This window comes from Dehalococcoidia bacterium, from assembly GCA_040902535.1.
Taxonomy (GTDB): Bacteria; Chloroflexota; Dehalococcoidia; order DSTF01; family JACRBR01; genus JBBDXD01.
This window is the reverse complement of record JBBDXD010000010.1, coordinates 118,829-140,870: the sequence shown is the minus strand read 5'-3', so window position 1 is coordinate 140,870 and position 22,042 is coordinate 118,829. Positions and strand designations below refer to the sequence as shown.

Below are 22,042 nucleotides of genomic sequence, written 5' to 3'. Positions count from 1 at the left end.
CGCCCCCCCCCCCCCGCGGCGAAACGGTTCGGTACGCTGCCGCCGGACGGGGAGGTGCCGCATCCGCATCTGTTTCCTGATGTATTACGGGTCGATGGAGTCGGGCGGCCAGGGCGTGTGGCTGGCGAACGTCACGCGCGAACTGGCGCGCCGCGGGCACGAGGTACACGCGATCTCCGGGCCGCCGTACCCGTCGCTCGATCCTGCGGTGCACCATCATCGCATGCACACGCACAGCTTTCAGCACATGATGCTCGACCGGCGTGCGTATTTTCATGACGTGCCACCGCTGGCGCACTTGCACCCGCTGAACTTCTACGAGTTCGCGACGTCGCGCTTCACGTTCGCATCGCTGCTCGCCGTGTTCAGCGTCCGGGCGCTGGCGAAGCTGGCGGAGATCGAGCGCAAGCACGGGGCGTTCGACGTGATCCACGACAACCAGACGCTCAGCTACGGCGTGCTCATGGCGCGAAACATGCTCGGTCGGCCCGTCGTCGCGACGGTGCATCATCCGTTGGACATGGATGTGCGCAACGGATTGCGGCACCTGACATCGGTGAAGGCGAGGGCGCTGCGGATCGCGTGGTATCCATGGAAGATGCAGCCGTTCGTCGCGCGGCGGATCGATGCGGTCGTGTTCCCTTCGCGCGCGTCGAAGGATCTGACAGCTTCGCTGTGGTCGCTGCCGCGGGACCGGCTCGAGGTCGCTTATAACGGCGTCGATACGGCTCTGTTTCACGCGCCGGAGCGGGACGAAACGCGGCCGGGGACGCTGCTGTTCGTGGGGAACGCGGAGGACTACAACAAGGGCGCCGTGTACCTGCTGCGGGCGCTCGCGTTGCTGCCGAAGAGCGTCAACGCGCACCTGTACATGGTCGGCGGGCCGTCCGGCGCGGCGCGCGTGGCGCCCGCTGAGATCGCGCGGCTGGGCATCGAGGAGCGGGTGACGATCGTCGGGTGCGTGAGCGAGACGGAACTCGCGGCGTGGTACCGGCGGGCGCAGGTGCTGGTTTCGCCTTCGCTGTACGAGGGCTTCGGGCTCCCGGCCGCCGAAGCGATGGCGTGCGGCACGCCGGTCATCGCGACCGATGCGGGCGCATTGCCGGAGGTCGTGGCGGACGGCGAGACGGGCATGATCGTGCCGGCGGCGGACGAACATGCACTCGCCGGCGCGATCTCGGCGCTGCTCGCGGACCCGGAGCGCTGCCATCGCATGGGCGCGGCAGGCCAGGCGCGCGTGCGCGCACGCTTCACGTGGGAGCACAACGCGCGGACGCTGGAGGCGGTCTACCGACGGGTTGTAAGCACGCGGAACGCGCCATGAGGCATCAGATCGGGCTCATCACGTACGAATCAAACGTCCACGCGTGGGTGCTCGACCTGACGGGCGCGGTGACGGGCGCGCGGGACGTCGCCGGCCTGGGGGACGTGCTGCCGCTGACGATCGCCGAGCACGGGGCGTGGTTGCGCAGCCACGGCGCCGAAGTAGCGTCGTCGGGCGAGTGGGAGATCGCCGAGACGCTGGACGGACTGGCGCTTGCAGCCACGGGCGGCGAGTTCAACTTCGCGTACGACCGCGAGCCGCTGGGCGGCGATGAACTGGAAGCGCTGATCGCACGCGCGAGGTGGTCGCGCGCCGACCTGATGGCGACGGTCGAAGGGCTGCCCGATACGCTGCTCGACTGGGCGCCGCCTGCCTCGACGATCGCGTCGTTCGACGCGTGGGCGCCGGAGGTGCGGACGATCCGCGAGATCGCGGGCCACGTGCTGCAGCTCGAGACGTACTATCGAGACGGGCTGCGGGACGGCGCGGCCAAGGGCATCTTCGAGCACGTCGATGATCCCGCGACGGAGCGCGCCCGCACGTTGCGGCGGCTGCGGGCGATGAGCGACGAGGAGCGTTCGCGCAGATGGATGCCGGTGCGGCCGGGGCGTACGGCGGCGGAGGAGTGGACGGTGCGCAAGGTCATGCGGCGCATCATCGCGCACGAGCGCGAGCACGCGGCAGAGGTACGCCTGCGCCTTACGTGGGTGCTGCTGGGACTGCCACGCGCGAACGATCACTCCTGACAGCTACTGGCCAGATCGTGCGTTTGCTCCGCTCTCCTCGCCGCCATGCGGTGCTACGCTGCTTCCGCGGACCCGACTCTAAACCGGTGTCGCGAGGAGGATCGATAGGAGATGCGCGTCACGCCGTACCTCTGCGCGAAGGGCGCCGCCGAGGCAATCGAGTTCTACAAGAAAGCGTTCGGCGCCGAGGAGACGTATCGATACGAGGAAGACGGGCGTATTGGCCACGCCGAGATCCGGATCGGCGACACGGCGGTCTACGTGTCCGACGAGTGGGAGCCGTATCGCGTGCTGTCGCCGCTGACGCTCAACGGCAACTCCGTGTCACTCTCGATCAGCACGCCGACCGCCGACGCGGTCTTCGAGCGGGCGATCAATGCCGGTGCGAAGGTCGAGCGCCCGCTCGCCGACGAATTCTTCGGACGCAGCGGCTGGTTGATTGACCCGTTCGGGCATCGGTGGAACATCATGACGCCGAAGGAAGGCACGTAGTGGCGCACCCGTTGAAGAAGGAAATTGGGCCGGTGAAGCAGGTTCGCGAGATCTGCCTCGCACTGCCGGAGGCGACGGAGAAGATCGCCTGGGGCGAACCGACGTGGCGAGTGCGCGACAAGATGTTCGGACAATACGACAACAATCACCACAATGCGGGCCGCGTCGCTATCTGGTTCAAGTCGACGCTGGAAGCGCAGGAGATGTACGTGAGCGCCGATCAGGACCGCTACTTCGTGCCGCCGTACGTCGGGATGAAGGGGTGGGTCGGCGTGCGGCTGGACGTCGACGTCGACTGGGACGCGTTCGAGGAGATCGCGACGGAGGCGTGGCGCCTTGCGGCTCCGAAGAAGCTGCTCGCCGCGTTCGACGCCGGTGCGGTGACGCCCTAAGCGTTCTCCTCGCCTCGGCGACTCAGCCCTTCGGCCTCCGCCTCTACGTTGGCGCGCGACATGCGCACGATCAGCGGCGATAGCAGCGTGGCGATAAGCCCGCGCGGCTGGATCGTCAGCCTGACATCCGCCCCGTCCCCCGCGGGCTCGATGACGTGGCCGCCGGCGACGCTCGGTGTCACCTGCGACTCCGGCCAGAACGAGCGGCCTGCCTCGAAGCTCTTCACGACCCACGTCGCATTCGGCGTGCCTCGCAGTTCGATCTCGGCGCTGCTGCCGATGCGCAAGGGACCATCGTCGATGCGCCGCACGGCTTTGACGGAAGACGTCCACTCCGGCCAGCGCTCGACGTCGGTCATGACGTGACAGATGCGCTCGGGCGGCGCGGCGATGTGGACGGTGCGTTCGAGTTTCATGCAGTGCTCCCGTGCATGCTTGCTCTGCGTGATGCTTGCAGGCGGGCCATCACGATAGACTAAGCCGCCGATAGCTTTCATCGCACCGAGGAGATGACCGTGGCCGCGGACCGACCCCTGGACGTGCACTGGTTCCTGCCGACGACCGGCGACGCGCGCTCGGTGGCGGACTTCTTTCCCGATCCGGCGCGCAGGAAGTCGGGATCGGGGGCGCGGCCGGCGCAGATCGGCTACCTGGCGCAGATCGCGCAGGCGGCGGACCGTCTCGGGTTCGCGGGCGTGCTGACGCCGACGGGGGTGCAGTGCGAGGACGCGTGGTTGATCAGCGCGGCGCTGGCAATGGAGACGGAGCGGCTGAAGTACATCGTCGCGTTCCGGCCTGGGTTTGTGCTGCCGACGCTCGCCGCGCAGATGGCGGCGACGCTCCAACGCATCAGCGCCGGCCGGACGCTGGTGAATATCGTGATCGGCGGCGATCCGGCGGAACAGCGCGTGTATGGCGACTTCCTGAGCCACGACGAGCGCTACGAGCGCGCCGATGAGTTCCTGGAGGTGCTGCGCGGGTCGTGGGGCGGGGAGCCGTTCAGCTTCGAAGGCAAGCACTTCCAGGTCGAGCGCACGCGCTTTCCGCAGCCGCTCGAAGTCGGCGGCGAAGGCGCGAGCGCGGCGCCGCTCATCTACTTCGGCGGCGCATCGCCCGCGGCGGAGCAGGTAGCGGCGAAGCACGCGGATGTGTACCTGCTGTGGGGCGAGCCGCCTGAGTGGGTCGCCGAGCGCGTCGAGCGAATGCGTGCTCTCGCTGCCGAACAGGGACGCGCGTTGCGCTTTGGCATTCGCCTGCACGTGATCACGCGCGAACGCGAAGAAGATGCGTGGGGCGAGGCGGAGCGGCTGCTCGCCGCGATGCCGCAGGAGCAGATCGAGATCGCGCAGAAGCGGTTCGCGCGGCAGGAGTCCGTCGGGCAGCAGCGGATGGTGGCGCTGCACAACGGCAAGCTCGACATGGAAGCGCTCACCGTTGCGCCGAATTTGTGGGCGGGCATAGGGTTGGTGCGCGGCGGCGCGGGGACGGCGATCGTCGGTAGCTACGACTCGGTGGCGGAGCGGATCCGCGAATACGCGTCGATCGGCCTCGACACGTTCATCCTGTCGGGGTATCCGCATCTCGAGGAGGCGTACGTCGTCGGTGAGGAGATCATTCCGCGGGTGTGCGATGCGGTCGTCGGAGTCGCGGGCTGAACGCCCGCGCCACGGGCATACGCGCAACGGACATCGCGCCGTTTAGTCGCGGCGGCCCAACCCCAATTGCCGCATGAAGGTGAGCGCGTCGTAATAGGCGGTCTCTTGCTTGATGCGGCCGTCGGCGTCGAACGTGAAGTGGGCGATGATCCGGAAGTCGAGCTTGCGGCCGGACGCGGGCGTGCCGCGATACGGCCCCGTGTGGTCGCCGCTCAGCGTCAGTTCGATGACGCACGTGTCCTCGCCGAACGCCCAGCTCTCGATGCGCCGCACCAGGTTCGGGATGCCGTCCTACAGGTGGCGATAGTTATCGATGATCTGCTCGGCGCCGACGTAGCGGTTGCCCGTCGGCACGTCGTCGAACACCGGATCGCGGTCGACGTAGGTCGCGAGCACGCGCGCGCGGTCGTGCGCGTATCACGCGTGAGGGTAGCAAGGAACGGCCAACGTCTGCAGAAGCCTAGTCCCTAGCGTCAAAGTTGTCGTGGCTTCTCGTACGGGCGAGCCGACCTGTTCCAACGACGCAGGCAATCAGACCTACGAGGGCAGCCAGTGTTTCCAGCACGATGCCGACGTTCGTTTGGCGTGGTTCTTTGCCTGTCGCAGGGAATACGACCGTCGGCGGGGATTCAGTCGGCGGCGACACCGCCGGCGTTGAAGGTGGCGCGGCGGTGGGTGTTAGCGGTCGACACTCTCCGATCACGCCGACCTCGATGCCTTCCGACTCGATGTCGTCCCGGAATGCGAACACCTCATAGCGCGCAGAGGGACGATCAGGGCAACTCGGAAGTACTTCCTCAGGGACGGCAAATTCCGTGACGTTAGGCCCTACAGGATACTCACGAGTGATCGCGTCGCCGTTGAAGGCCTGGGCGAGTATGCGGAACCCATCCTCGTCAGTTGAGTTGTCCGTCCAGCGCAGCGTATTGCCGAGGAAGCTTAGGTCCGTAGGCGCCTCAAGCTCATCGGATTGAGCGCGCGCAGGCGTACCCGATCCGATCGCTGCAACGAGCACGAACGCAACGGTTAGCGCAAGAGCCAGTCTCATCGCGCGCACCTCTGATTCCTATTGCTGCATTATCAATAGTCGTAGACCGTCTGAATGGTGGTCTGTCCGTCGGCGGCGGCGGGCATGTTAGTGCAGCTTACGTCAGACATGACCGTTGTACACCCCGGACTGTGGTGCGCCAATCCCATCCCGTGCCCCCACTCGTGGGCTAAGGTGTGCTGGAAGCCTGGTGCCCACGGTCCTGACGAATCGCGGGCTGCTGTGCGACAGGTAGGGCGGTTCCGCTGCACACCCTGATTCTGCGCGTCGAGATCCCTGATGACGAGATGGCTGCGGCTGACGACCGGAGCAGGTGCCTTGCGGGCGGGCCTTCGCTTCTACATATAATGCGGCCTCATATAAGGAAGCGTCGAAACGCGACGATCCGGAGTAGTAGGCGCAGACCAGAGAGCCGGCGGCGGTGCGAGCCGGCAACAGCGGCCGAACTCGCCGGTGAGCGGCGGCGGTGAAGCCTCTCGGGGAGGTCGCGGGCTGAAAGCCCGCGCCACGGGGTTGTGTAGCCGGCCGACGGGGACGCCCGTTACAGCGAACTGAGTGGCCGTCTGCGAGGCGCGGCGGGCAACCAGGGTGGTACCGCGGAGCATGCCCTCCGTCCCTGACCGGACGGACGGGCATTTTTATTTGGACCGCGATCGGGTGGTCGCAGCGATGATGGCAGGGCCGCAGCGTGATCGAGACAAGCCTGCAGTGGGAGATCGTCGGCCGGATCGCGCTCGCGGCGTTTCTGGGCGGGATGATCGGGCTCGAGCGAGAGTATCGCGGCTACCCGGCAGGCGTCCGGACGATGGCGCTCGTGTGCATGGGATCGGCGCTGTTCGCGGACATGTCGCAGCTGTACGGCGGCGACGACCGCATAGCCTCGCAGATCGTATCGGGCATCGGCTTCCTCGGTGCTGGACTGATCTTTCGCGAGGGCTTCAGCGTCCGCGGTGTGACGACGGCCGCGACGATCTGGGCGGCTGCGGCGGTCGGCGTGGCGGTCGCCATCGAGGCGCACATCGTGGCGATCTTCGCGGCGCTGATCGCCGTGCTGATCCTGGAACTGCGCGTGATTACGAAGAACATGCGCCCCTCGGACTGGCGCGAGGACGAGGATCATCCGGCGGAGATGCCGCGGGATGAATGAGGGGGACGGACGACAGAAAACAGACAACAGAGGAGACCACAGCAGACAGCAAACAGCAAACAGCAAACGGGAAGCGGGAAGCGGGAAGCGGGAAATAGATAACAACAGACAACAGACAATCGCAGCTAACAGTAGAGATCAATTGCTACGGGGACTGTCTGGAGGTCGATGATGGGTGAGCAGGCGCAGAGGCAGGCGCGGCCGGCGCAGGGCGATCGGTACGATCCGCATGCGATCGAGCCGAAATGGCAGGCGCGGTGGGAAGCGGACGCCCTCTACGTCACGCACGACGACGACCCGCGGCCGAAGTGGTACGCGCTCACGATGTTCCCGTACACGTCGGGCGATCTGCATATCGGTCACTGGTGGGCGATAGCGCCGTCGGACACGGCCGCGCGCTACAGGCGCATGAACGGCTACAACGTGCTGTTCCCGATGGGATTCGACGCGTTCGGGCTGCCGGCGGAAAATGCCGCGATCAAGAGCGGCACGCATCCAGCCCGGTGGACGTACCAGAACATCGACCATATGCGGGGGCAACTCAAATCCATAGGCGCGATGTTCGACTGGACGCGCGAGGTGATCAGCGCGAACGCCGATTACTACAAGTGGACGCAGTGGTGGTTCCTGAAGCTGTACGAGGCGGGGCTGGCGTATCGCGCGAACGCGCCGGTGTGGTGGTGCCCGCAGGACCAGACGGTGCTGGCGAACGAGCAGGTGATCGACGGGCGCTGCGAGCGCTGCGGCAGCGTCGTCGCGAAGCGTGACCTCGAGCAGTGGTTCTTCCGCATCACGCAATACGCCGAAGAGCTGCTCGACTTCTCCAACATGCAATGGCCGGAGCAGGTGCAGACGATGCAGCGCAACTGGATCGGCCGCCGCGAGGGCGCGGAACTGCGCTTCGGGCTGGAGGCGCCGGGCGTTGACGAGAAGGAAGTCCGGGTCTTCACGACGCGGCCGGACACGGTGTACGGCGTGACGTTCTTCGTGCTGGCGCCGGAGCATCCGCTCGTCGAACGGATCACGACGGCGGCACAGCGCGACGCGGTACGCGCGTACGTCGACGTGACGCGCAAGACGTCGGAGATCGATCGGCTGTCGACGGAACGCGAGAAGACGGGCGTGTTTACCGGCGCCTACGTCACCAACCTGTTCAACGGCGAGCAGGTGCCGGTCTGGATCGCCGACTACGTGCTGGCGACCTATGGCACCGGCGCCGTCATGGGCGTGCCCGGCCACGATCAGCGCGACTTCGAATTCGCGAAGAAGTACGGGCTGCAGATCGTCCCCGTCTTCGCGCACCCGGACTGGGACGGCGGCGAACTGGAGGCCGCCTTGCCGCATGGCGGCGTCATGATCAACTCAGGGCCGTTCGACCGCACGCCTGACGAAGAAGCGATCCCGAAGGTCATCGCGTACGCGGAAGAGCGGGGCTTCGGTCGCGGGACGGTGAACTATCGACTGCGCGACTGGCTGGTGTCGCGTCAACGCATGTGGGGCGCGCCGATTCCGATCGTGTACTGCGAGACGCACGGCGCGGTGCCTGTGCCGGAAGCTGATCTGCCGGTGACATTGCCGGACGACGCGCAGTTTCGCCCGACGGGCGAGTCGCCGCTCACGTACCACGAGGGTTTCCTGAACACGACGTGCCCGATCGGCGGCGAACCGGCGCGCCGGGAGACGGACACGCTGGACACGTTCGTCGACTCGTCGTGGTACCAGATGCGGTACATCGACCCGCACAACGGCGAGCGGCCGTTCAGCCGCGAGAAGGCGCGGACGTGGCTGCCCGTCGACCAGTACACGGGCGGCGCCGAGCACGCGGTGATGCACCTGCTGTACACGCGGTTCTTCACCAAGGCGGCGCGCGACATGGGCGTCGTCGAGATTGACGAGCCGATGGCGCGCCTGTTCAACCAGGGCCAGATCCTGGGGACGGATGGGCAGCGGATGAGCAAGTCGCGCGGCAACGTCATCGCGCCGGACGAGCCGGTGTCGCGCTGGGGCGCCGACACGTTTCGCGCGTACCTGATGTTCCTGGGGCCGTGGGACGAAGGAGGGCTCTACGACCCGAGCGGCATCAGCGGCGTACACCGCTGGTTGAACCGCGCGTGGAACGTCGTCACGGGAGAGATCGCGAAGACGTCGAACGCTGATGCGGCGGAGACGCGCGAACTGCGACGGTGGACGCACAAGACGTTGCAGAAGATCACCGACGACATGGAGCGCTTTCGCTGGAACGTGATGATCGCGGCGTTGATGGAGTTCGTGAACCACCTGACGAAGCTGCGCGAATCCAACGCCGCCGTCGATGGCGCCGCCTGGGACGAAGCGATCGAGAAGCTGGTGTTGATGATGGCGCCGCTGGTGCCGCACATCGCGGAGGAGCTATGGGAGCGGCGCGGCGGCGCGTACAGCGTACACACGCAGACGTGGCCGCAGTACGACGCATCCCTGGCGACGGACGATGAAGTGGAGATCGCCGTGCAGGTGAACGGCAAGGTGCGAGAGCGCCTGACGCTGCCGCTCGATGCGCCGGAGGACGTGGCGCGTGAACGCGCGAACGCGAGCCCGAACGTCTGGCAGCATGTCGAGGGCAAGGAGATCGCGCGGGTGATCTACGTGCCGAACCGGCTGTTGAATATCGTGGTGCGCTGACGCGCCGTCGTCGGTCGCCGCTCGGCGGTCGTCGGGAGCTGGAACCGCTGACTCGCAGAGGCACGCAGATAGAACCACAGAGACACAGAGGCACAGAGGGGCTGGGGTGTCGGAGCGCGGGCTTTCAGCCCGCGCGACTCAAGCCTGTGCAGTGCATGGTTGAAGGTACGGAGGAGTCGTCATGGAACCTTACGTCCTCCACGGCGGCGAAGGCCGCGTCTATCGCTGGCACGACGTCCGCGTCGAAATCAAAGCCGGAAGCGCCGCGGCAATCCGGAGGATTCCATGCTGTATCGCATCGCGCGACCGTTGATCATATCAGCCATCCTGCCGGCGCTGTTGATCGGTGCGGCGCTCATTGTCGCCACGTCCTGCGGCGGCGGCCGTGACAAATCCGATGACGCCGTCAGCGTCGGCGGCATGAACGAGACCGTCGTCATGGACAACACGAAGTTCGAGCCCGGCAACCTCCAGGTGCCGGCCGGCGCGACCGTCACCTTCACCAATCGCGACGCCGCCACGCACGACGCGCAGGCCGAAGATGAGTCGTGGGAGACCGACAACCTGGAAAACGGCGACAGCGAGGCAGTAACCTTCGACGCGGCCGGCGAATGGCTATACAAGTGCACGCTCCACCCGACCATGAAGGCGCGCATCACCGTCGTCGGCGATACGCCACAGACGCCCGCGACCGATGACTAGCCTCGACGTCATCCTCCGCTGGCGCGGCGAGCCGTTCGGTCAGCCCGTGGCGTGGTCCGATGCGACGGCGGAATTCGACGGAGCATGCATGGAGACGTTCGTCCCCGGACTCGAACTGGCGCGCGCTTTCTACACCGAAGCGGTGCGGCCGATCCTCCGCGAGCAGTTGCCGTGCTTGGAGTACGCCGCTGCGCTCATCGGTACCGGCTCCGAAGTGCTCGGCTTCGACAGCCAGCGCTCCACGGACCACCACTGGGGCCCGCGCGTCATGCTCTTCGCGTCTGACGAGCACGCGCACAAGTACGGCGACGACGCCCGCGAACAACTCGCGACGCGCCTGCCGCCATCGTTTCGCGGCGTCTCCACGACTTCGGCCCGCCCGACGACCAGGGCGTCCGGCTGCTCGAACCCGCCGACGGCCCGCCGATCGCCCACCGCGTCGAGGTGGTCGCGCTTTCGTCGTACCTCGACGACATGCTCGGCTTCGACCCGCGCAACGGCATGTCGACGGCCGATTGGCTCTTCACGCCTACCAAGCGACTGCTCGAAATGACGGCCGGCGACGTCTTTGAAGACCGCCGGGCGATGCTCACGCCCGTGCGCGCAGGCCTCGCCTGGTACCCCCACGACGTCTGGCTGTTCGCGATCGCCCGCCAGTGGCAGCGCATCTCGCAGCAAGAGGCGTTCGTCGGCCGCTCCGCCGAGGCCGGCGACGAGATCGGCGCGCGCATCGTCACCGCGCGCATCGTGCGCGACCTCATGCGCCTCTGCTTCTTGTTCGAGCGCAGGTATGCGCCGTATGGCAAGTGGCTCGGCACGGCGTTCAGCCACCTCGCGTGCGCCGGCGACCTGGCGCCGCTCTTCGAACAGGCCCTTGAAGCCGCAAACTACGACGACCCCGAAGCCGCGCTCGCCAGCGCGTACGAGCGCGTCGCCGCCATGCACAATGCGCTCGGGATCACACTGTCCCTCGATCCCCGCGTGCGTCCCTACTACGGGCGCCCGTACTCGGTGCTGCGCGCCGATCGCTTCGCCGCCGCGACGCTGGACGCGCTCGACCCGGCGTTTCGCGCGTCCGTTGATCACATCCCCGGTATCATCGACCAGATCGTGGACAACACGGACATCCTCGAAAATCCCGAATCATGGCGGGCCGTCCGAGAGGCAGACGTCGCCAGAGGTGAGCCTTGAGCATCGACGTCAGCGCTGAAACCATCATCGACCGTCCTCGCGCCGAGGTCGCGGCGTACGTCGTCGATCCCGCGAACGAGCCGAGTTGGATCGGCGGCATCGTCGAGTCTCAGCAGATCACACCCGGCCCCATCGCCAGAGGATCGCGCGTGCGCCGCGTCGCGAAGTTTCTCGGCCGCCGCATCGAGTATGCGCCGGAAGTCACCGAGTTCGTCCTCGACGAGCGCCTTTCGATGCGCACGGATAAGCCCTTCCCCATGATCATCGAGTACGCCTTCAGCGAAGAAGTCGGCGGCACCCGCGTGCGCACGCGGCTGCGCGGCGGCGGTTCGGGCTTCTTTCGTATCGCCGGGCCGCTGCTCGCCCGCGCCGTGCGCCGCAATATCGAGGCCGACCTACGCCGCCTCCGCGCGCTCCTCGAAGCACCCGATTCCCCGCAAGCCCGCTGACCAGCGCCGCTAGCCGGCCGCCGCTCCGACTTCAGCCGTGCAGAACGCGCATCGCCGCGCCCGTGCCGGTATCGAGCTCAGGCACTGCGGGCAATCTCGCACGGGCTCGCTTGGCGCCACCTCGGTCTTGCGCATCTCCATCAGCTTGTTCACCGGGATGACGACGAAGAAGAACACCACCGCCGCGATGATCAGGAACGACAGCAACTGGTTGAAGAAATGCCCGTACCGGAACGTGCTGTCGTTGATCGTGAAGTCCAGCGACGAGAAGTCCGGCTGACCGCCGATCGCCGCAATCAGCGGCGTGATGAAGTCCTCCACCATCGCCGTCACTACCGCCCCGAATGCCGCTCCGATGGACAACCGCCACCGCCAGGTCGACGACGTTCCCGCGCAGGATGAAGTCCTTGAAGTCATTGATCATGGAAACCCTCCCTGTAGAGCACTGCCCCATCGTGGTCGCAATATCATAAGCGCTCCTCGCACGATGCTCCTCGCTCATGTCAAACCCGCCGAACGCCGTCCACTGCAGCGTTGCGGTTAGCTCGCTACACGCCGCGAACCCCTCCAGCACCGATCGCAGCACGTTGTCCGCGCCTACCATGAAAGAAAGCGCCGCCTGTCCAACGATCCGCTTGCACACCGCACAGGCAACGACGAAAGACTGCTATGCCTTCATGGTGTTGCGCAGCCAGTCAACGAATCTGGGTCCGCGCCCGCTTCGCTAGCCGATCGCGCGGTCTGGCGGCGCTTGCGCTCGTGGCGCTCCTCTTCCCCGCCTGCGGCGATGGCAACCCCATGGCGGAACATCGCCCGTTCGGCCGCCCGCCGGACACTGCCACGCCGGCGCCGCTGGCAGGCGGAGCGGAGCCTTCCTCCGGCGATCCCACCGCCGTTCCTTCCGCAACCGCGCACGACCCCGGGTCGCAGCCGGGCCGCGAACTCCTGCCGGACTTGCAGATCATGTCGCCGCGCGAGCTGTACATCGAAGACACAGAGGGCGCGCGAAAGATCCGCTTCAGCACCACCGTCGTCAATGCCGGCGAAGGGCCGCTCGACATCGCCGGCTCCTACGATGCCGACGCCGGCATCACGACCGCCACGCAGCGCATCCACCACGAAGACGGCGACGTCGTCGAGGAGATCGCAGGCAGATTCGTCTTCCACCCTGGCCACGAGCACTGGCACTTCAAAGACTTCACCATGCTCGAACTCTGGACCTACGGCTGCGACGGCGAACTCGACGAAATGAAGGCCACCACCGGCAAGGGCACCTTCTGCGCCGTCGATGAGGTCCTCGCAGACGAAACGCTGCCTCACGTGCCGGAAGGCCCGTCATTCCTCGAGTGCGGACAGGGCGTGCAGGGCCTCTCCGTCGGCTGGAGCGACACGTACACCGCTGACCTCATCGGACAGGAACTCGACATCGATGGCGTCCCCGACGGACGTTACGCCGTCCGCACCCTCGCCGATCCCGCGGGCCGCCTGCGCGAAAAGGACGACGACAACAACGACCTCGTCGTCTACGTCGAGATCACGGGCGCCGAGATCGAGCTTCTCGACGGTCCGTAGCCGCAGACACAGCGCGCTGCCTCACGGCCACTTTTCCGCGCCACGCTATCATCTGTGCGGCGCCATGCTGTTCAAACACGCCTTCCACGCACCGATCGCGCGCGGCGAGATCACCGTCACGTACCGCCGCTGGAAGCGGCCGGGCGCGCGCCCCGGCGGCCGCTACCTTATCGACGCCAATGGCGTCATCGAAGTCACCTCCGTCGACGTCATCGACGGCCGCGCGATCACCGATGCGCACGCGAGAGCATCGGGCTTCGCGGACGCCGCCGGCTTGATCCGCCAACTCGACCGCTTCAATGACGCTGACGCCCGCATCTATCGCGTCACGTTTCACTACATCCGCGAAGGCGATCAGCGCGCACAACTCGCCGCCGATGACCGGCTCACAGAAGATGACGCAGCCGTCATCATCGATCGGCTCGCGCGAATGGATGCGTCGAGCAGGCACGGCCCGTGGACGCACGCCACGCTCTCGCTCATCAAAGCGCACCCGGCGACCCTCGCCGCGACGCTGGCACGGCGCATCGGACGCGAGACGCTCCCGTTCAAGGCGGACGTCCGCAAGCTCAAAGCGCTCGGACTCACGATCAGCCTCGAGACCGGCTACCAACCGTCGCCGCGCGGCCGCGCGATCCTCGGGTGCTTCGAAGACTGACATCGGGCGTCCGCTTAGGCGAGTGGCGCAGCAACGTTCGCCACGAACGAGCATCCCGCGATCGTCCAGGCACGCCTGCTATCGACGCCCTGCGCCTGCATCGCCGCTTCCTCCTGCCATGCGCCGCGTACGGCCGCCCCGCGGAGCGGTCATCACCTGCGCGGCGATCATCGCCTCTAGTTCGTCGATCTCAATCGACGGGACGCTGAGGGTGCCCTCGTCCATCTGTGGCTGCCGCCCGCCCGCGCTACACTCCTCACCATGAGCGAACTCGTTTCGGTCGAGCGCGAGGGCGGCGCCGCTATCGTGCGCATGCAGCGCAGCGAGAAGCACAACGCCTTCAATCGCGAGCTGTCGAAGGCCGTCACCGGCGCCTTCGACGGGCTCGAAGCCGACGATGCCGTCGTCGCCGTCGTGCTGATCGGCACCGCTAGCGCCTTCAGCGCCGGCGCTGACATGAGCGAAGCCGTCGCCGCCATCGATGGCAGCGGCCGCAGCGAAGGCATGGGCGCGACGATCGCCCGCGTCGCCCGCTTCCCCAAACCGCTGATCGCCGCCGTCAACGGCATTTGCTACGGTGGCGGCGCCCTCCTCGCGATTAGCTGCGACATCCGCATCGCCTCCGAGCAGGCGGCGTTCCGCTTTCCAGGCGCCGGCTACGGCCTGGTTGTCGGCGGCGCCCAACTGCCGCGGATCGTCGGGCCCGCCTACGCCAAGGAACTCCTCTTCACCGGCAACGTCGTCCGCGCCGACGAAGCGCTCCGCATCGGCCTCGTCAACCACGTCGTCCCTCATGCCGAAGTCGAGCCGGCGGCCGTCGAGATGGCGAACCAAATCGCCGCGAACTCTCCCGAAGCACTCATCGCCACCAAGGAAGTCGCCGACCGCGCCAGCGAGGCGGACGACGGCTTCGGCCGGGAGGCCGCCTGGAACGCAAAGCTCCGCCAGTCCGCCGAGCACCACGCACGCTTCCGCGCCGCCGCCGATCGCGTCACGCGGCGAGGCTAACGCCCAGGCGCTGGACGTGTCCCGTGCCGCGGATACCGACGATCGCCGAACGCACGACCCACATGACAGCAGCACGCGAAGCGTGGAGAATAGGCGCCCTCGCCTGTTCATCGGTCGCAGGCCGATCATTCGTTCACCGGCGACTCGCCCTCGTCTGTTCATCGGCCGCAGGCCGATCATTCGCCGCGACGCGTCCGATACAATAAGCCGCTGCAAGGTGACCGTATGACCCAACAAGAGCCGCCGCCCTGGATCGCCGCATCCTCGGGCGCGGGCGCCGACGCCGGTTCCGCCTATAACTGGGAGCACGCCGAATCGCTCCGCGCGAAGAAGATGGCCTGGAGTCCGTGGCGCGTCCGCCCCGAGCTGCCGAACGCCATCCCGCCGATCATGCTCACCGGCGGCATCCCCGACCCTGACTCGCTCCCCGTCGAAGACCTGATCGAGTGCAACGAGCGCGTCCTCCGCCGCGAAGGCATGTTCGCGCTCCAGTACGGCGGCCCTCAGGGCTACCCCGGCCTGCGCGAATGGCTCCTCCGCGACATCAACCGCCGCGAAGGTCTCGACCTCAAAGCCGAGAACTTCGTGCTCACCTGCGGATCATCCGGCGGCCTCGAAAACCTCGTCGAAGCGCTGCTCAACCCCGGCGATGTCGCGATCGTCGAGCGGCCGTGCTATCCCGGCAGCACGCGCGTCATCATGTCCTGCCTCGCCGGCATCGAAGGCGTCACGGTGGATGCCGATGGCATCGACTGCGACGAACTGGACCGCATCGTCGAGCGCGTGACAGCCGATGGCAAGACGCCGAAGCTCCTCTACACGATCGCCAACTTCCAGAACCCTGCCGCATCGACGCTCACCATCGAGCGCCGCCAGCGCGTGATCGAGATCTGCCGCCGCAACAACATCCTTATCATCCAGGACGATGCCTACGGCGCGATCACGTTTGGCCGGGAGCCGCTGCCGTCGCTCTTCGCGCTCGCCGGCGGCGATGGCGCCGTGCTGCTCGGCACCTTCAGCAAGACGCTCGCGACTGGGCTTCGCATCGGCTGGATCATGGCCGCTCAAAACATCGTCGATGCCGTCACGCGCATGCGCTTCGACATGGGCGTGTCGCCGTGGGGCTCCCGCGTCATCGCCGACTTCTGCGAATCCGGCAAGTACGACGAACACGTCCCGCGCATGATCGAGATCTACCGCGGCAAGCGCGATCTCATGCTTTCGTCGCTGGAAGAGCGTTGCGCGAAGTTCGCGCGCTGGAACGTGCCCGCCGGCGGCTTCTTCGTCTGGCTCGAACTCTCGGAAGGCGTCGACCCCGTCGCGCTCGACCAGGCGACGCTCGAAGAGGGCGTCGGCTACGTCGGCGGCAAGGCCTTCTTCGACAACGGCGACGGCGCCAATTACGCCCGCCTTTGCTACAGCAACGTCGCCGAGAACGAGATCCCCGAAGCCATCATGCGCTTCGGCCGCGCGCTCGAACGCGCGTCCGCGCTCTGACGCATGATCATCGATGCGCACGCGCACGCGTTTCCACCGGACGTCATCGCACGCCGCGAAGAACTGCTCGCCACGGAGCCGGCGTTCGCCGATATCTACGCCGATCCCGGCGCCAAGATGGCCACCGCCGACGACGTGCTCGCCTCGATGGATCAGGCCGGCGTTGACCGCACGGTCATCTGCAACTTCACATGGAAGAGCGAAGACCTCATTGACGAGACCAACGAATATCTGCTCAACGAAGCGATCCGCGCGCGCGGGCGCCTCATTCCGTTCGTCTCGATGTCATTCGCGGGCGCAGGGCGTCACGGCGGCGTCGATGCCGATGAAGCCGTCGGCGGCGCCACCGTCGGTGAATCACGCTCGAAGATCCGTCAGCTCGCGGCGGCCGGCGCGCGCGGCATCGGCGAACTCCGCCCGGAGAGCACAGGCTTCAACCTCGCGAACAGCGACGAGGCCGACCTCATCGCCTGGTCCGCCGCGGCCTTCGATTTGGCGGTGCTCGTACACGCGAGCGAGCCCGTCGGGCACCTGTACGCCGGCAAGCGCGGCCTCTCGCTCGATGCCCTCTGCACGTTCGCCGCACAGTCGCCCGGCATGACGCTGATCGCGGCGCACTGGGGCGGCGGCCTGCCGTTCTACACGCTCATGCCCGAACTCCGCGACGCGCTGCAAAACGTCTGGTTCGATACCGCCGCCGGACACCTGCTCTACCACCCGCAGGTCTATCGCCGCGTGATCGACCTCGTTGGCGTCGAACGCATCCTGTGGGGCAGCGACTTTCCGCTGACCACGCAGGCGAAGGCGCTGGAGCGCACCCGCGACGCCGGCCTGACCGATGATGAACTGGCTGCGGTCCTCGGTAGCAACATCGCGTCGCTGCTCATGCTGTGATGCCGCGCGGCGATCTGCCCTCGTCCCTGCGTCTCTTCGTCGCGATCGAACTGCCGGATGCCACGAAGAGCCAGCTCACCGCGACTGCCGAAGCGCTGAAACACAGCGGCATCGACGCGGGACTCCGCTGGGTGCGCCCCGAAGGCGTCCACATCACGCTGAAGTTCCTCGGCGCCGTGGATGCTCAACGCGTCGAGGCGATCAGCACCGCCCTCCGTATCGGCCTCCAGGATGCGCCGCCGTTCGATCTTCGTCCGGACACTATTGGCTCGTTCGGCGGGCGGCGCAATCTGCGCGTCGTCTGGGTCGGCGTCGGCGGCGACACGGCGGCGCTCACTGCGCTCGCTGCAGCCGTCGAGCGAGCGCTCGTGCCGCTCGGTTTCGCGACGGAACAGCGCCCGTTCAACGCGCACCTCACGCTCGCCCGCGTGCAAGATGACACCCCCGCCTCGGAGCGAGAACGCATCGCCATGGGGCTCGCGAGGGTACCGGTGCCGCCGTTCACAATGTTTCACGTGCAACACATCAGCCTGATGCAGTCGACGCTCGGCCGCGGCGGCGCCGTCTACCAGGCGCTGAACACCTTCGCGCTCGGCGGACGCGCGTGAGCACGCCACGCGCGATCGCCGTCGATTGGTCGGGCGCCGTACGCGGCTCGCGCCGCAAGATCTGGCTCGCCGAGATCACCGCCGGTGCTGTCGTGCGCCTCGAAGACGGCCGCGACCGCGCACAACTCGAAGCGCACCTGCTCGACGCAGCGATGCGCGGTCCCAACGTCATCATCGGCCTCGACTTCGCGTTTTCGATGCCCGCGTGGTTCATGCGCGAGCACAGCTTCGCGTCCGCGCACGATCTCTGGGCGTACCTCGCGTCAGACCGCGACGAAGCGTGGCTGCGCGCGTGCGAGCCGCCGTTCTGGGGACGCCCCGGCAAGCAACGCCCGCCCGCCGATCCCGCTCGCCCGCCGGCGCGACGCTGCGAAGCCGCGACCGGCGCAAAGTCCGTCTTCCAGGCCGGCGGCGCCGGCGCCGTCGGTACCGGATCCCTGCGCGGCATGCCGATGCTGCATCGACTGCACGCCGCCGGCATGCACATCTGGCCGTACGACGATCCCGGCTACCCGCTCGTGATCGAGATCTATCCGCGCCTGCTCACCGGCCCGGTGCGAAAATCATCGCCGCAAGCCCGCGCCCGCTACATCGACACCTGGCTCGCGCAACCGCACGGCGTCACGCCAACTCAAAACGCGCGCGCAGAACAACCAACGCCGCCTATCCCAACACAACACGCGAAGCGTGGAGAACAGCCGCCCTCGGCTGTTCCACCCCTCCCAACCCGCGCCAATGTCACCGTCTCGCCAGCCCAGCTCGACCACGCCCGCAACAGCGAAGACGCCTTCGACGCGCTCTTCTCGGCAATAGCCATGTGGCGCCACATCGACAATCTCCGCGATCTCCCTAAGATCGAAGATCCCCTCACCCGCCTGGAAGGCACAATCTGGCAGCCGCCACCTTCGACTTCGGATCTCGAATGCAAACCGCTGAGCGCTGACCGCTGAAAGCTGAAAGCTGACACCCGCCCGCTATATTGCCACCCATGCCACGTCGCACATCCAACGACGACGCCTTCGCCGGGCCGCTGATCGCCGTCGTGCTCGGCGTCATCGTGCTGTTCGCGTTCGTCGGCGCGGCGGTACTCATTGCCTCGCTGCGGTCTTCGTCAGACGAAGCAACGCGCGACGTGTACGTTTCGATCGGCGACTCGCTAGCTGCCGGCAGCGGCGCCAGCGATCCCGCGTCCACGAGCTTCCCGGCGCTCCTCGCCGCGCGCGAGGAGGTCTCGCTGCACAACGTCGCCGCCGCCGGGGCGACGACACAGGACGTCATGGACGATCAACTCGCCCGCGCGCTCGTGTCGATCCAGGCGGGTCGCGTCGCGTTTGTCACGATCTCCGCCGGCGGCAACGACCTCGCGGCGCTGATCCCGAACGCCGCCTGCGTCGAGGACCCGCTGCCCGCATCCTGCCCCCTCGACGATGCGCTCGCCCGCGTCGAGACGAACCTCGATGCGATCGTTGCCTACATCCGCGATGCCGACCGCCGCGTGCCGATCGTCCTGCTCGCCTATCCCAACCTCTTCTCCGGCACAGGCCACGCGTGGGAAGCGCCCGCCGGCCGTGTACTGCCCCAACTCGGCGACGTCATTCGCGATGTCGCCGCGCGCTACGATCGGGTCGCTGTCGCGGAACCTGCACCGCAGTTCGAAGGGAACGGCGGCCGACTCACGCACGTGCTAGACCAGCCCTTCGACCCCCACCCGAACGATGCCGGGCATAGCGCGATCGCGGACGCGTTCGCGGCGGCGCTGGAGGACGCGCGATGAGCCGGCCGAAGCTGGTGATCGCGACGAACAATCCCGGCAAGCTCCGCGAGTTCCAGGAACTGCTCGCAGGCTCCGGCTTCGAGCTTGTCACGCCGGCCTCCCTGGGGCTGAGCTGGGATGTCGAGGAGACGGGGGCTAGCTTCGAGGAGAATGCTAGACTGAAAGCCGTCGGCGCGGCGCGCGCCACCGGGCTGCTCGCCTTCGCCGACGACTCCGGGCTGGAAGTCGATCACCTTGGCGGCCGCCCGGGTATTTTTTCCGCCCGTTATGCTGGGGGTGACCGGACGGACGGCTCCCTCAATGAACGCGAGCAGTGCGAGATGATCCTGCGCGAGATGCACGGAGTTCCCGACGAGCAGCGCACGGCGCGCTTCCGCTGCGTCATCGCTATCGCGACGCCCGCGGACGACGTGCAAACAGTGGACGGCGTGTTCGAGGGCCGCATCGCGCACGCGATCAGCGGCGACGGCGGCTTCGGCTACGATCCCATCTTCCTCGTGCCGGAGCGCGGCGTCACCAGCGCCGAATTATCACCGGACGAGAAGAACGCCATCTCACATAGAGGTAAAGCCGCGCGCAGAGCGCTCGCGGTCTTGAAGGCGATGTCACATGGCGGTTGAACCGCGCGAACTGATCCCGCTCGTCGATACCGTCGACCGGCTCGGCCGGCCGATGCGCGACCTGCGCATCTCCGTCACCGACCGCTGCAACTTCCGCTGCCGCTACTGCATGCCGCGCGAGGTCTTCGGCACCGACTTCGCGTTTCTTCCTCGCGACGAGATCCTGACGTTCGAGGAGATCACGCGGCTCGCGCGCATCTTCACGACGTTCGGCGTGCGCAAGCTGCGTCTGACCGGCGGCGAACCGCTGCTGCGCAACGGCCTGCCAGAGTTGGTCCGCATGCTGCGCGAGATCGAAGGCGTCGAGATCGCGCTGACGACCAACGGCTCGCTCCTCGCGCAGCAGGCGCAAGCGCTCGCCGATGCGGGCCTCGACCGCGTGACGGTCAGCCTCGATTCGCTCGATGATGCGGTCTTTCGCGAGATGAACGACGCCGACTTTCCCGTCGCCAGCGTCCTCGAAGGCATCGATGCCGCAGCGCACGCCGGCTTGCGCCCGATCAAGATCAACGCCGTCGTCAAGCGCGGCGTCAACGACCACACGGTGCTCGAGTTCGCGCGCTACTTCCGCGACAGCGGCCACATTGTGCGGTTCATCGAATACATGGATGTCGGCACCAGCAACGGCTGGCGCATGGATGACGTCGTGCCCGGCGAAGAGGTCGTGCGCATGATCTCGCGCGAGATGCCGCTCGCCGCCACAGAGGCGAATTACCAGGGCGAGGTTGTGAAGCGCTGGCGCTACGCCGGCGGCGGCGAGGTCGGCGTCATCACGTCGGTAACGCGGCCGTTTTGCGGCGATTGCACCCGTGCCCGCCTCTCCGCTGAGGGCTCGCTGTACACCTGCCTCTTCGCGGCAAACGGCCAGGATCTGCGCGGCACGCTGCGCTCCGGCGCCTCCGACGACGAGATCGCCGCCATCTTGCGCTCGACGTGGCGCGGCCGCGACGACCGCTACTCGGAGATCCGCTCCGACGCGACGCACGACCTGCCGAAGGTCGAGATGTCGTATATCGGCGGCTAACTGTCAGCGTCGTGCGCCGCGTCGTACACTTCGTCCGGACGTGCGTACACAAGCGAGGCGCAAGTGACAGCCACCGAACCCGACGACGAAGCATTCGGCAAGCTCAGCCACATCGACGCGCACGGCCGCGCCCGCATGGTCGACCTCTCCGACAAAGCTGACACAAAGCGCGAAGCAACCGCATCCGGCCGCATCGCCATGCGGCGTGCGACGCTGGCGCTCATCCAGTCGGGCGGCGTCCCCAAAGGCGACGTGCTCGCCGTCGCGCAGATCGCCGGCGTCATGGCCGCCAAGCGCACGCATGACCTGATCCCCATGTGCCACCCGCTCGCCCTCACCGGCATCGACGTCACGCTGACGCCGAACGAAACCCGATCGTCGATCGAGATCGAAGCGACGGTGCGCACGACCGGCAAGACCGGCGTCGAGATGGAAGCGCTGACGGCGGTGACGGTCGCCGCGCTGACGGTCTACGACATGTGCAAGGCCGTCGACCGCGCGATGAAGATCGAGCAGGTGCGCCTGCGACGCAAGTCCGGCGGCAAGTCCGGCGACATCACGCTGCCGTAGCTCGTGTCGCCTA

At 67.1% G+C, this 22,042-nt stretch carries 26 protein-coding genes; 22 read left to right on the top strand and 4 right to left on the bottom strand.

The features are described 5' to 3' along the window. The first annotated feature begins 79 nt into the window (after positions 1–79). The 4 genes from WEB52_05580 to WEB52_05565 all read left to right on the top strand — a co-directional run bounded on the left by WEB52_05580 (position 80) and on the right by WEB52_05565 (position 2,954). The gene (locus WEB52_05580) at positions 80–1,324 is read left to right on the top strand and encodes a glycosyltransferase family 4 protein (GenBank protein MEX2225906.1); all 1,245 of its coding nucleotides are present in this window, start codon (positions 80–82) and stop codon (positions 1,322–1,324) included. Next, entirely contained in the window at positions 1,321–2,070 is a 750-nt protein-coding gene (locus tag WEB52_05575; protein ID MEX2225905.1) for a DinB family protein, read from the top strand. The genes WEB52_05580 and WEB52_05575 overlap by 4 nt, the downstream gene beginning before the upstream one ends. Before the next feature lie 111 nt (positions 2,071–2,181). Then, on the top strand, positions 2,182–2,562 hold the full coding sequence (locus WEB52_05570) for a VOC family protein (GenBank protein MEX2225904.1): 381 nt from the start codon (positions 2,182–2,184) through the stop codon (positions 2,560–2,562). Then, positions 2,562–2,954 (top strand): MmcQ/YjbR family DNA-binding protein, encoded by a 393-nt coding sequence (locus tag WEB52_05565; GenBank protein MEX2225903.1) that lies wholly within the window; start codon positions 2,562–2,564, stop codon positions 2,952–2,954. Before WEB52_05570 ends, WEB52_05565 begins: the two co-directional genes overlap by 1 nt. Here the strand turns inward: WEB52_05565 and WEB52_05560 are convergent. After that, the gene (locus WEB52_05560) at positions 2,951–3,370 is read right to left on the bottom strand and encodes an SRPBCC family protein (protein MEX2225902.1); all 420 of its coding nucleotides are present in this window, start codon (positions 3,368–3,370) and stop codon (positions 2,951–2,953) included. The two genes, WEB52_05565 and WEB52_05560, sit on opposite strands and share 4 nt — an antisense overlap. Before the next feature lie 99 nt (positions 3,371–3,469). Between WEB52_05560 and WEB52_05555 the strand changes: the two genes are divergently transcribed. Continuing rightward, on the top strand, positions 3,470–4,609 hold the full coding sequence (locus tag WEB52_05555) for an LLM class flavin-dependent oxidoreductase (protein ID MEX2225901.1): 1,140 nt from the start codon (positions 3,470–3,472) through the stop codon (positions 4,607–4,609). 42 nt (positions 4,610–4,651) lie between these two features. On the opposite strand, the gene WEB52_05550 is transcribed toward WEB52_05555, so the two are convergent. Together WEB52_05550 and WEB52_05545 are read right to left on the bottom strand one after the other, a co-directional pair. After that, on the bottom strand, positions 4,652–4,885 hold the full coding sequence (locus WEB52_05550; protein MEX2225900.1) for an ester cyclase: 234 nt from the start codon (positions 4,883–4,885) through the stop codon (positions 4,652–4,654). A gap of 184 nt (positions 4,886–5,069) precedes the next feature. Further along, positions 5,070–5,657 (bottom strand): hypothetical protein, encoded by a 588-nt coding sequence (locus WEB52_05545; protein MEX2225899.1) that lies wholly within the window; start codon positions 5,655–5,657, stop codon positions 5,070–5,072. Positions 5,658–6,345: 688 nt separating this feature from the next. Between WEB52_05545 and WEB52_05540 the strand changes: the two genes are divergently transcribed. From WEB52_05540 to WEB52_05515, 6 genes are all read left to right on the top strand, one after another. Further along, complete coding sequence (locus tag WEB52_05540; GenBank protein MEX2225898.1) at positions 6,346–6,804, top strand: MgtC/SapB family protein; 459 nt, start codon at positions 6,346–6,348, stop codon at positions 6,802–6,804. 171 nt (positions 6,805–6,975) lie between these two features. Continuing rightward, positions 6,976–9,462, top strand: coding sequence for a leucine--tRNA ligase (leuS, locus tag WEB52_05535; GenBank protein ID MEX2225897.1), 2,487 nt, complete (start codon positions 6,976–6,978; stop codon positions 9,460–9,462). Between the two features lie 285 nt (positions 9,463–9,747). After that, positions 9,748–10,164, top strand: coding sequence for a cupredoxin domain-containing protein (locus WEB52_05530; protein MEX2225896.1), 417 nt, complete (start codon positions 9,748–9,750; stop codon positions 10,162–10,164). After that, positions 10,157–10,717: a hypothetical protein gene (locus WEB52_05525; GenBank protein MEX2225895.1), complete on the top strand. Its 561-nt coding sequence runs from the start codon at positions 10,157–10,159 to the stop codon at positions 10,715–10,717. The genes WEB52_05530 and WEB52_05525 overlap by 8 nt, the downstream gene beginning before the upstream one ends. Beyond that, positions 10,639–11,355 carry a DUF4037 domain-containing protein gene (locus WEB52_05520; GenBank protein ID MEX2225894.1) on the top strand — a complete coding sequence of 239 codons (717 nt, stop codon included), beginning with the start codon at positions 10,639–10,641 and terminating at the stop codon, positions 11,353–11,355. Before WEB52_05525 ends, WEB52_05520 begins: the two co-directional genes overlap by 79 nt. Then, positions 11,352–11,804, top strand: coding sequence for an SRPBCC family protein (locus WEB52_05515; GenBank protein ID MEX2225893.1), 453 nt, complete (start codon positions 11,352–11,354; stop codon positions 11,802–11,804). The genes WEB52_05520 and WEB52_05515 overlap by 4 nt, the downstream gene beginning before the upstream one ends. 9 nt (positions 11,805–11,813) lie before the next feature. On the opposite strand, the gene WEB52_05510 is transcribed toward WEB52_05515, so the two are convergent. Further along, the gene (locus WEB52_05510) at positions 11,814–12,167 is read right to left on the bottom strand and encodes an MscL family protein (GenBank protein MEX2225892.1); all 354 of its coding nucleotides are present in this window, start codon (positions 12,165–12,167) and stop codon (positions 11,814–11,816) included. Positions 12,168–12,563: 396 nt separating this feature from the next. Here WEB52_05510 and WEB52_05505 point away from each other — a divergent pair, with 396 nt between their 5' ends. The 11 genes from WEB52_05505 (at position 12,564) to moaC (ending at position 22,029) form a co-directional block, all read left to right on the top strand. Next, positions 12,564–13,376 carry a lysyl oxidase family protein gene (locus WEB52_05505; GenBank protein MEX2225891.1) on the top strand — a complete coding sequence of 271 codons (813 nt, stop codon included), beginning with the start codon at positions 12,564–12,566 and terminating at the stop codon, positions 13,374–13,376. A gap of 64 nt (positions 13,377–13,440) precedes the next feature. After that, positions 13,441–14,034: an ASCH domain-containing protein gene (locus tag WEB52_05500; protein ID MEX2225890.1), complete on the top strand. Its 594-nt coding sequence runs from the start codon at positions 13,441–13,443 to the stop codon at positions 14,032–14,034. A 261-nt stretch (positions 14,035–14,295) separates the two neighbouring features. Continuing rightward, on the top strand, positions 14,296–15,042 hold the full coding sequence (locus tag WEB52_05495) for an enoyl-CoA hydratase/isomerase family protein (GenBank protein MEX2225889.1): 747 nt from the start codon (positions 14,296–14,298) through the stop codon (positions 15,040–15,042). Between the two features lie 225 nt (positions 15,043–15,267). Further along, entirely contained in the window at positions 15,268–16,539 is a 1,272-nt protein-coding gene (locus WEB52_05490; protein MEX2225888.1) for a PLP-dependent aminotransferase family protein, read from the top strand. A gap of 3 nt (positions 16,540–16,542) precedes the next feature. Then, the gene (locus WEB52_05485) at positions 16,543–17,433 is read left to right on the top strand and encodes an amidohydrolase family protein (GenBank protein ID MEX2225887.1); all 891 of its coding nucleotides are present in this window, start codon (positions 16,543–16,545) and stop codon (positions 17,431–17,433) included. Beyond that, a complete protein-coding gene (gene thpR, locus WEB52_05480; GenBank protein ID MEX2225886.1) occupies positions 17,433–18,041 on the top strand; it encodes an RNA 2',3'-cyclic phosphodiesterase in 609 nt (202 codons plus the stop codon). The genes WEB52_05485 and thpR overlap by 1 nt, the downstream gene beginning before the upstream one ends. Next, positions 18,038–18,991: a hypothetical protein gene (locus WEB52_05475; protein ID MEX2225885.1), complete on the top strand. Its 954-nt coding sequence runs from the start codon at positions 18,038–18,040 to the stop codon at positions 18,989–18,991. Before thpR ends, WEB52_05475 begins: the two co-directional genes overlap by 4 nt. A 38-nt stretch (positions 18,992–19,029) precedes the next feature. Continuing rightward, positions 19,030–19,815: an SGNH/GDSL hydrolase family protein gene (locus WEB52_05470; GenBank protein MEX2225884.1), complete on the top strand. Its 786-nt coding sequence runs from the start codon at positions 19,030–19,032 to the stop codon at positions 19,813–19,815. Next, positions 19,812–20,435: an RdgB/HAM1 family non-canonical purine NTP pyrophosphatase gene (rdgB, locus tag WEB52_05465; GenBank protein ID MEX2225883.1), complete on the top strand. Its 624-nt coding sequence runs from the start codon at positions 19,812–19,814 to the stop codon at positions 20,433–20,435. Before WEB52_05470 ends, rdgB begins: the two co-directional genes overlap by 4 nt. After that, positions 20,425–21,459, top strand: a complete 1,035-nt coding sequence (gene moaA / locus WEB52_05460; protein MEX2225882.1) for a GTP 3',8-cyclase MoaA — start codon at positions 20,425–20,427, stop codon at positions 21,457–21,459. The genes rdgB and moaA overlap by 11 nt, the downstream gene beginning before the upstream one ends. A gap of 63 nt (positions 21,460–21,522) precedes the next feature. Next, positions 21,523–22,029 carry a cyclic pyranopterin monophosphate synthase MoaC gene (gene moaC, locus WEB52_05455; protein ID MEX2225881.1) on the top strand — a complete coding sequence of 169 codons (507 nt, stop codon included), beginning with the start codon at positions 21,523–21,525 and terminating at the stop codon, positions 22,027–22,029. Positions 22,030–22,042: the final 13 nt, after the last annotated feature.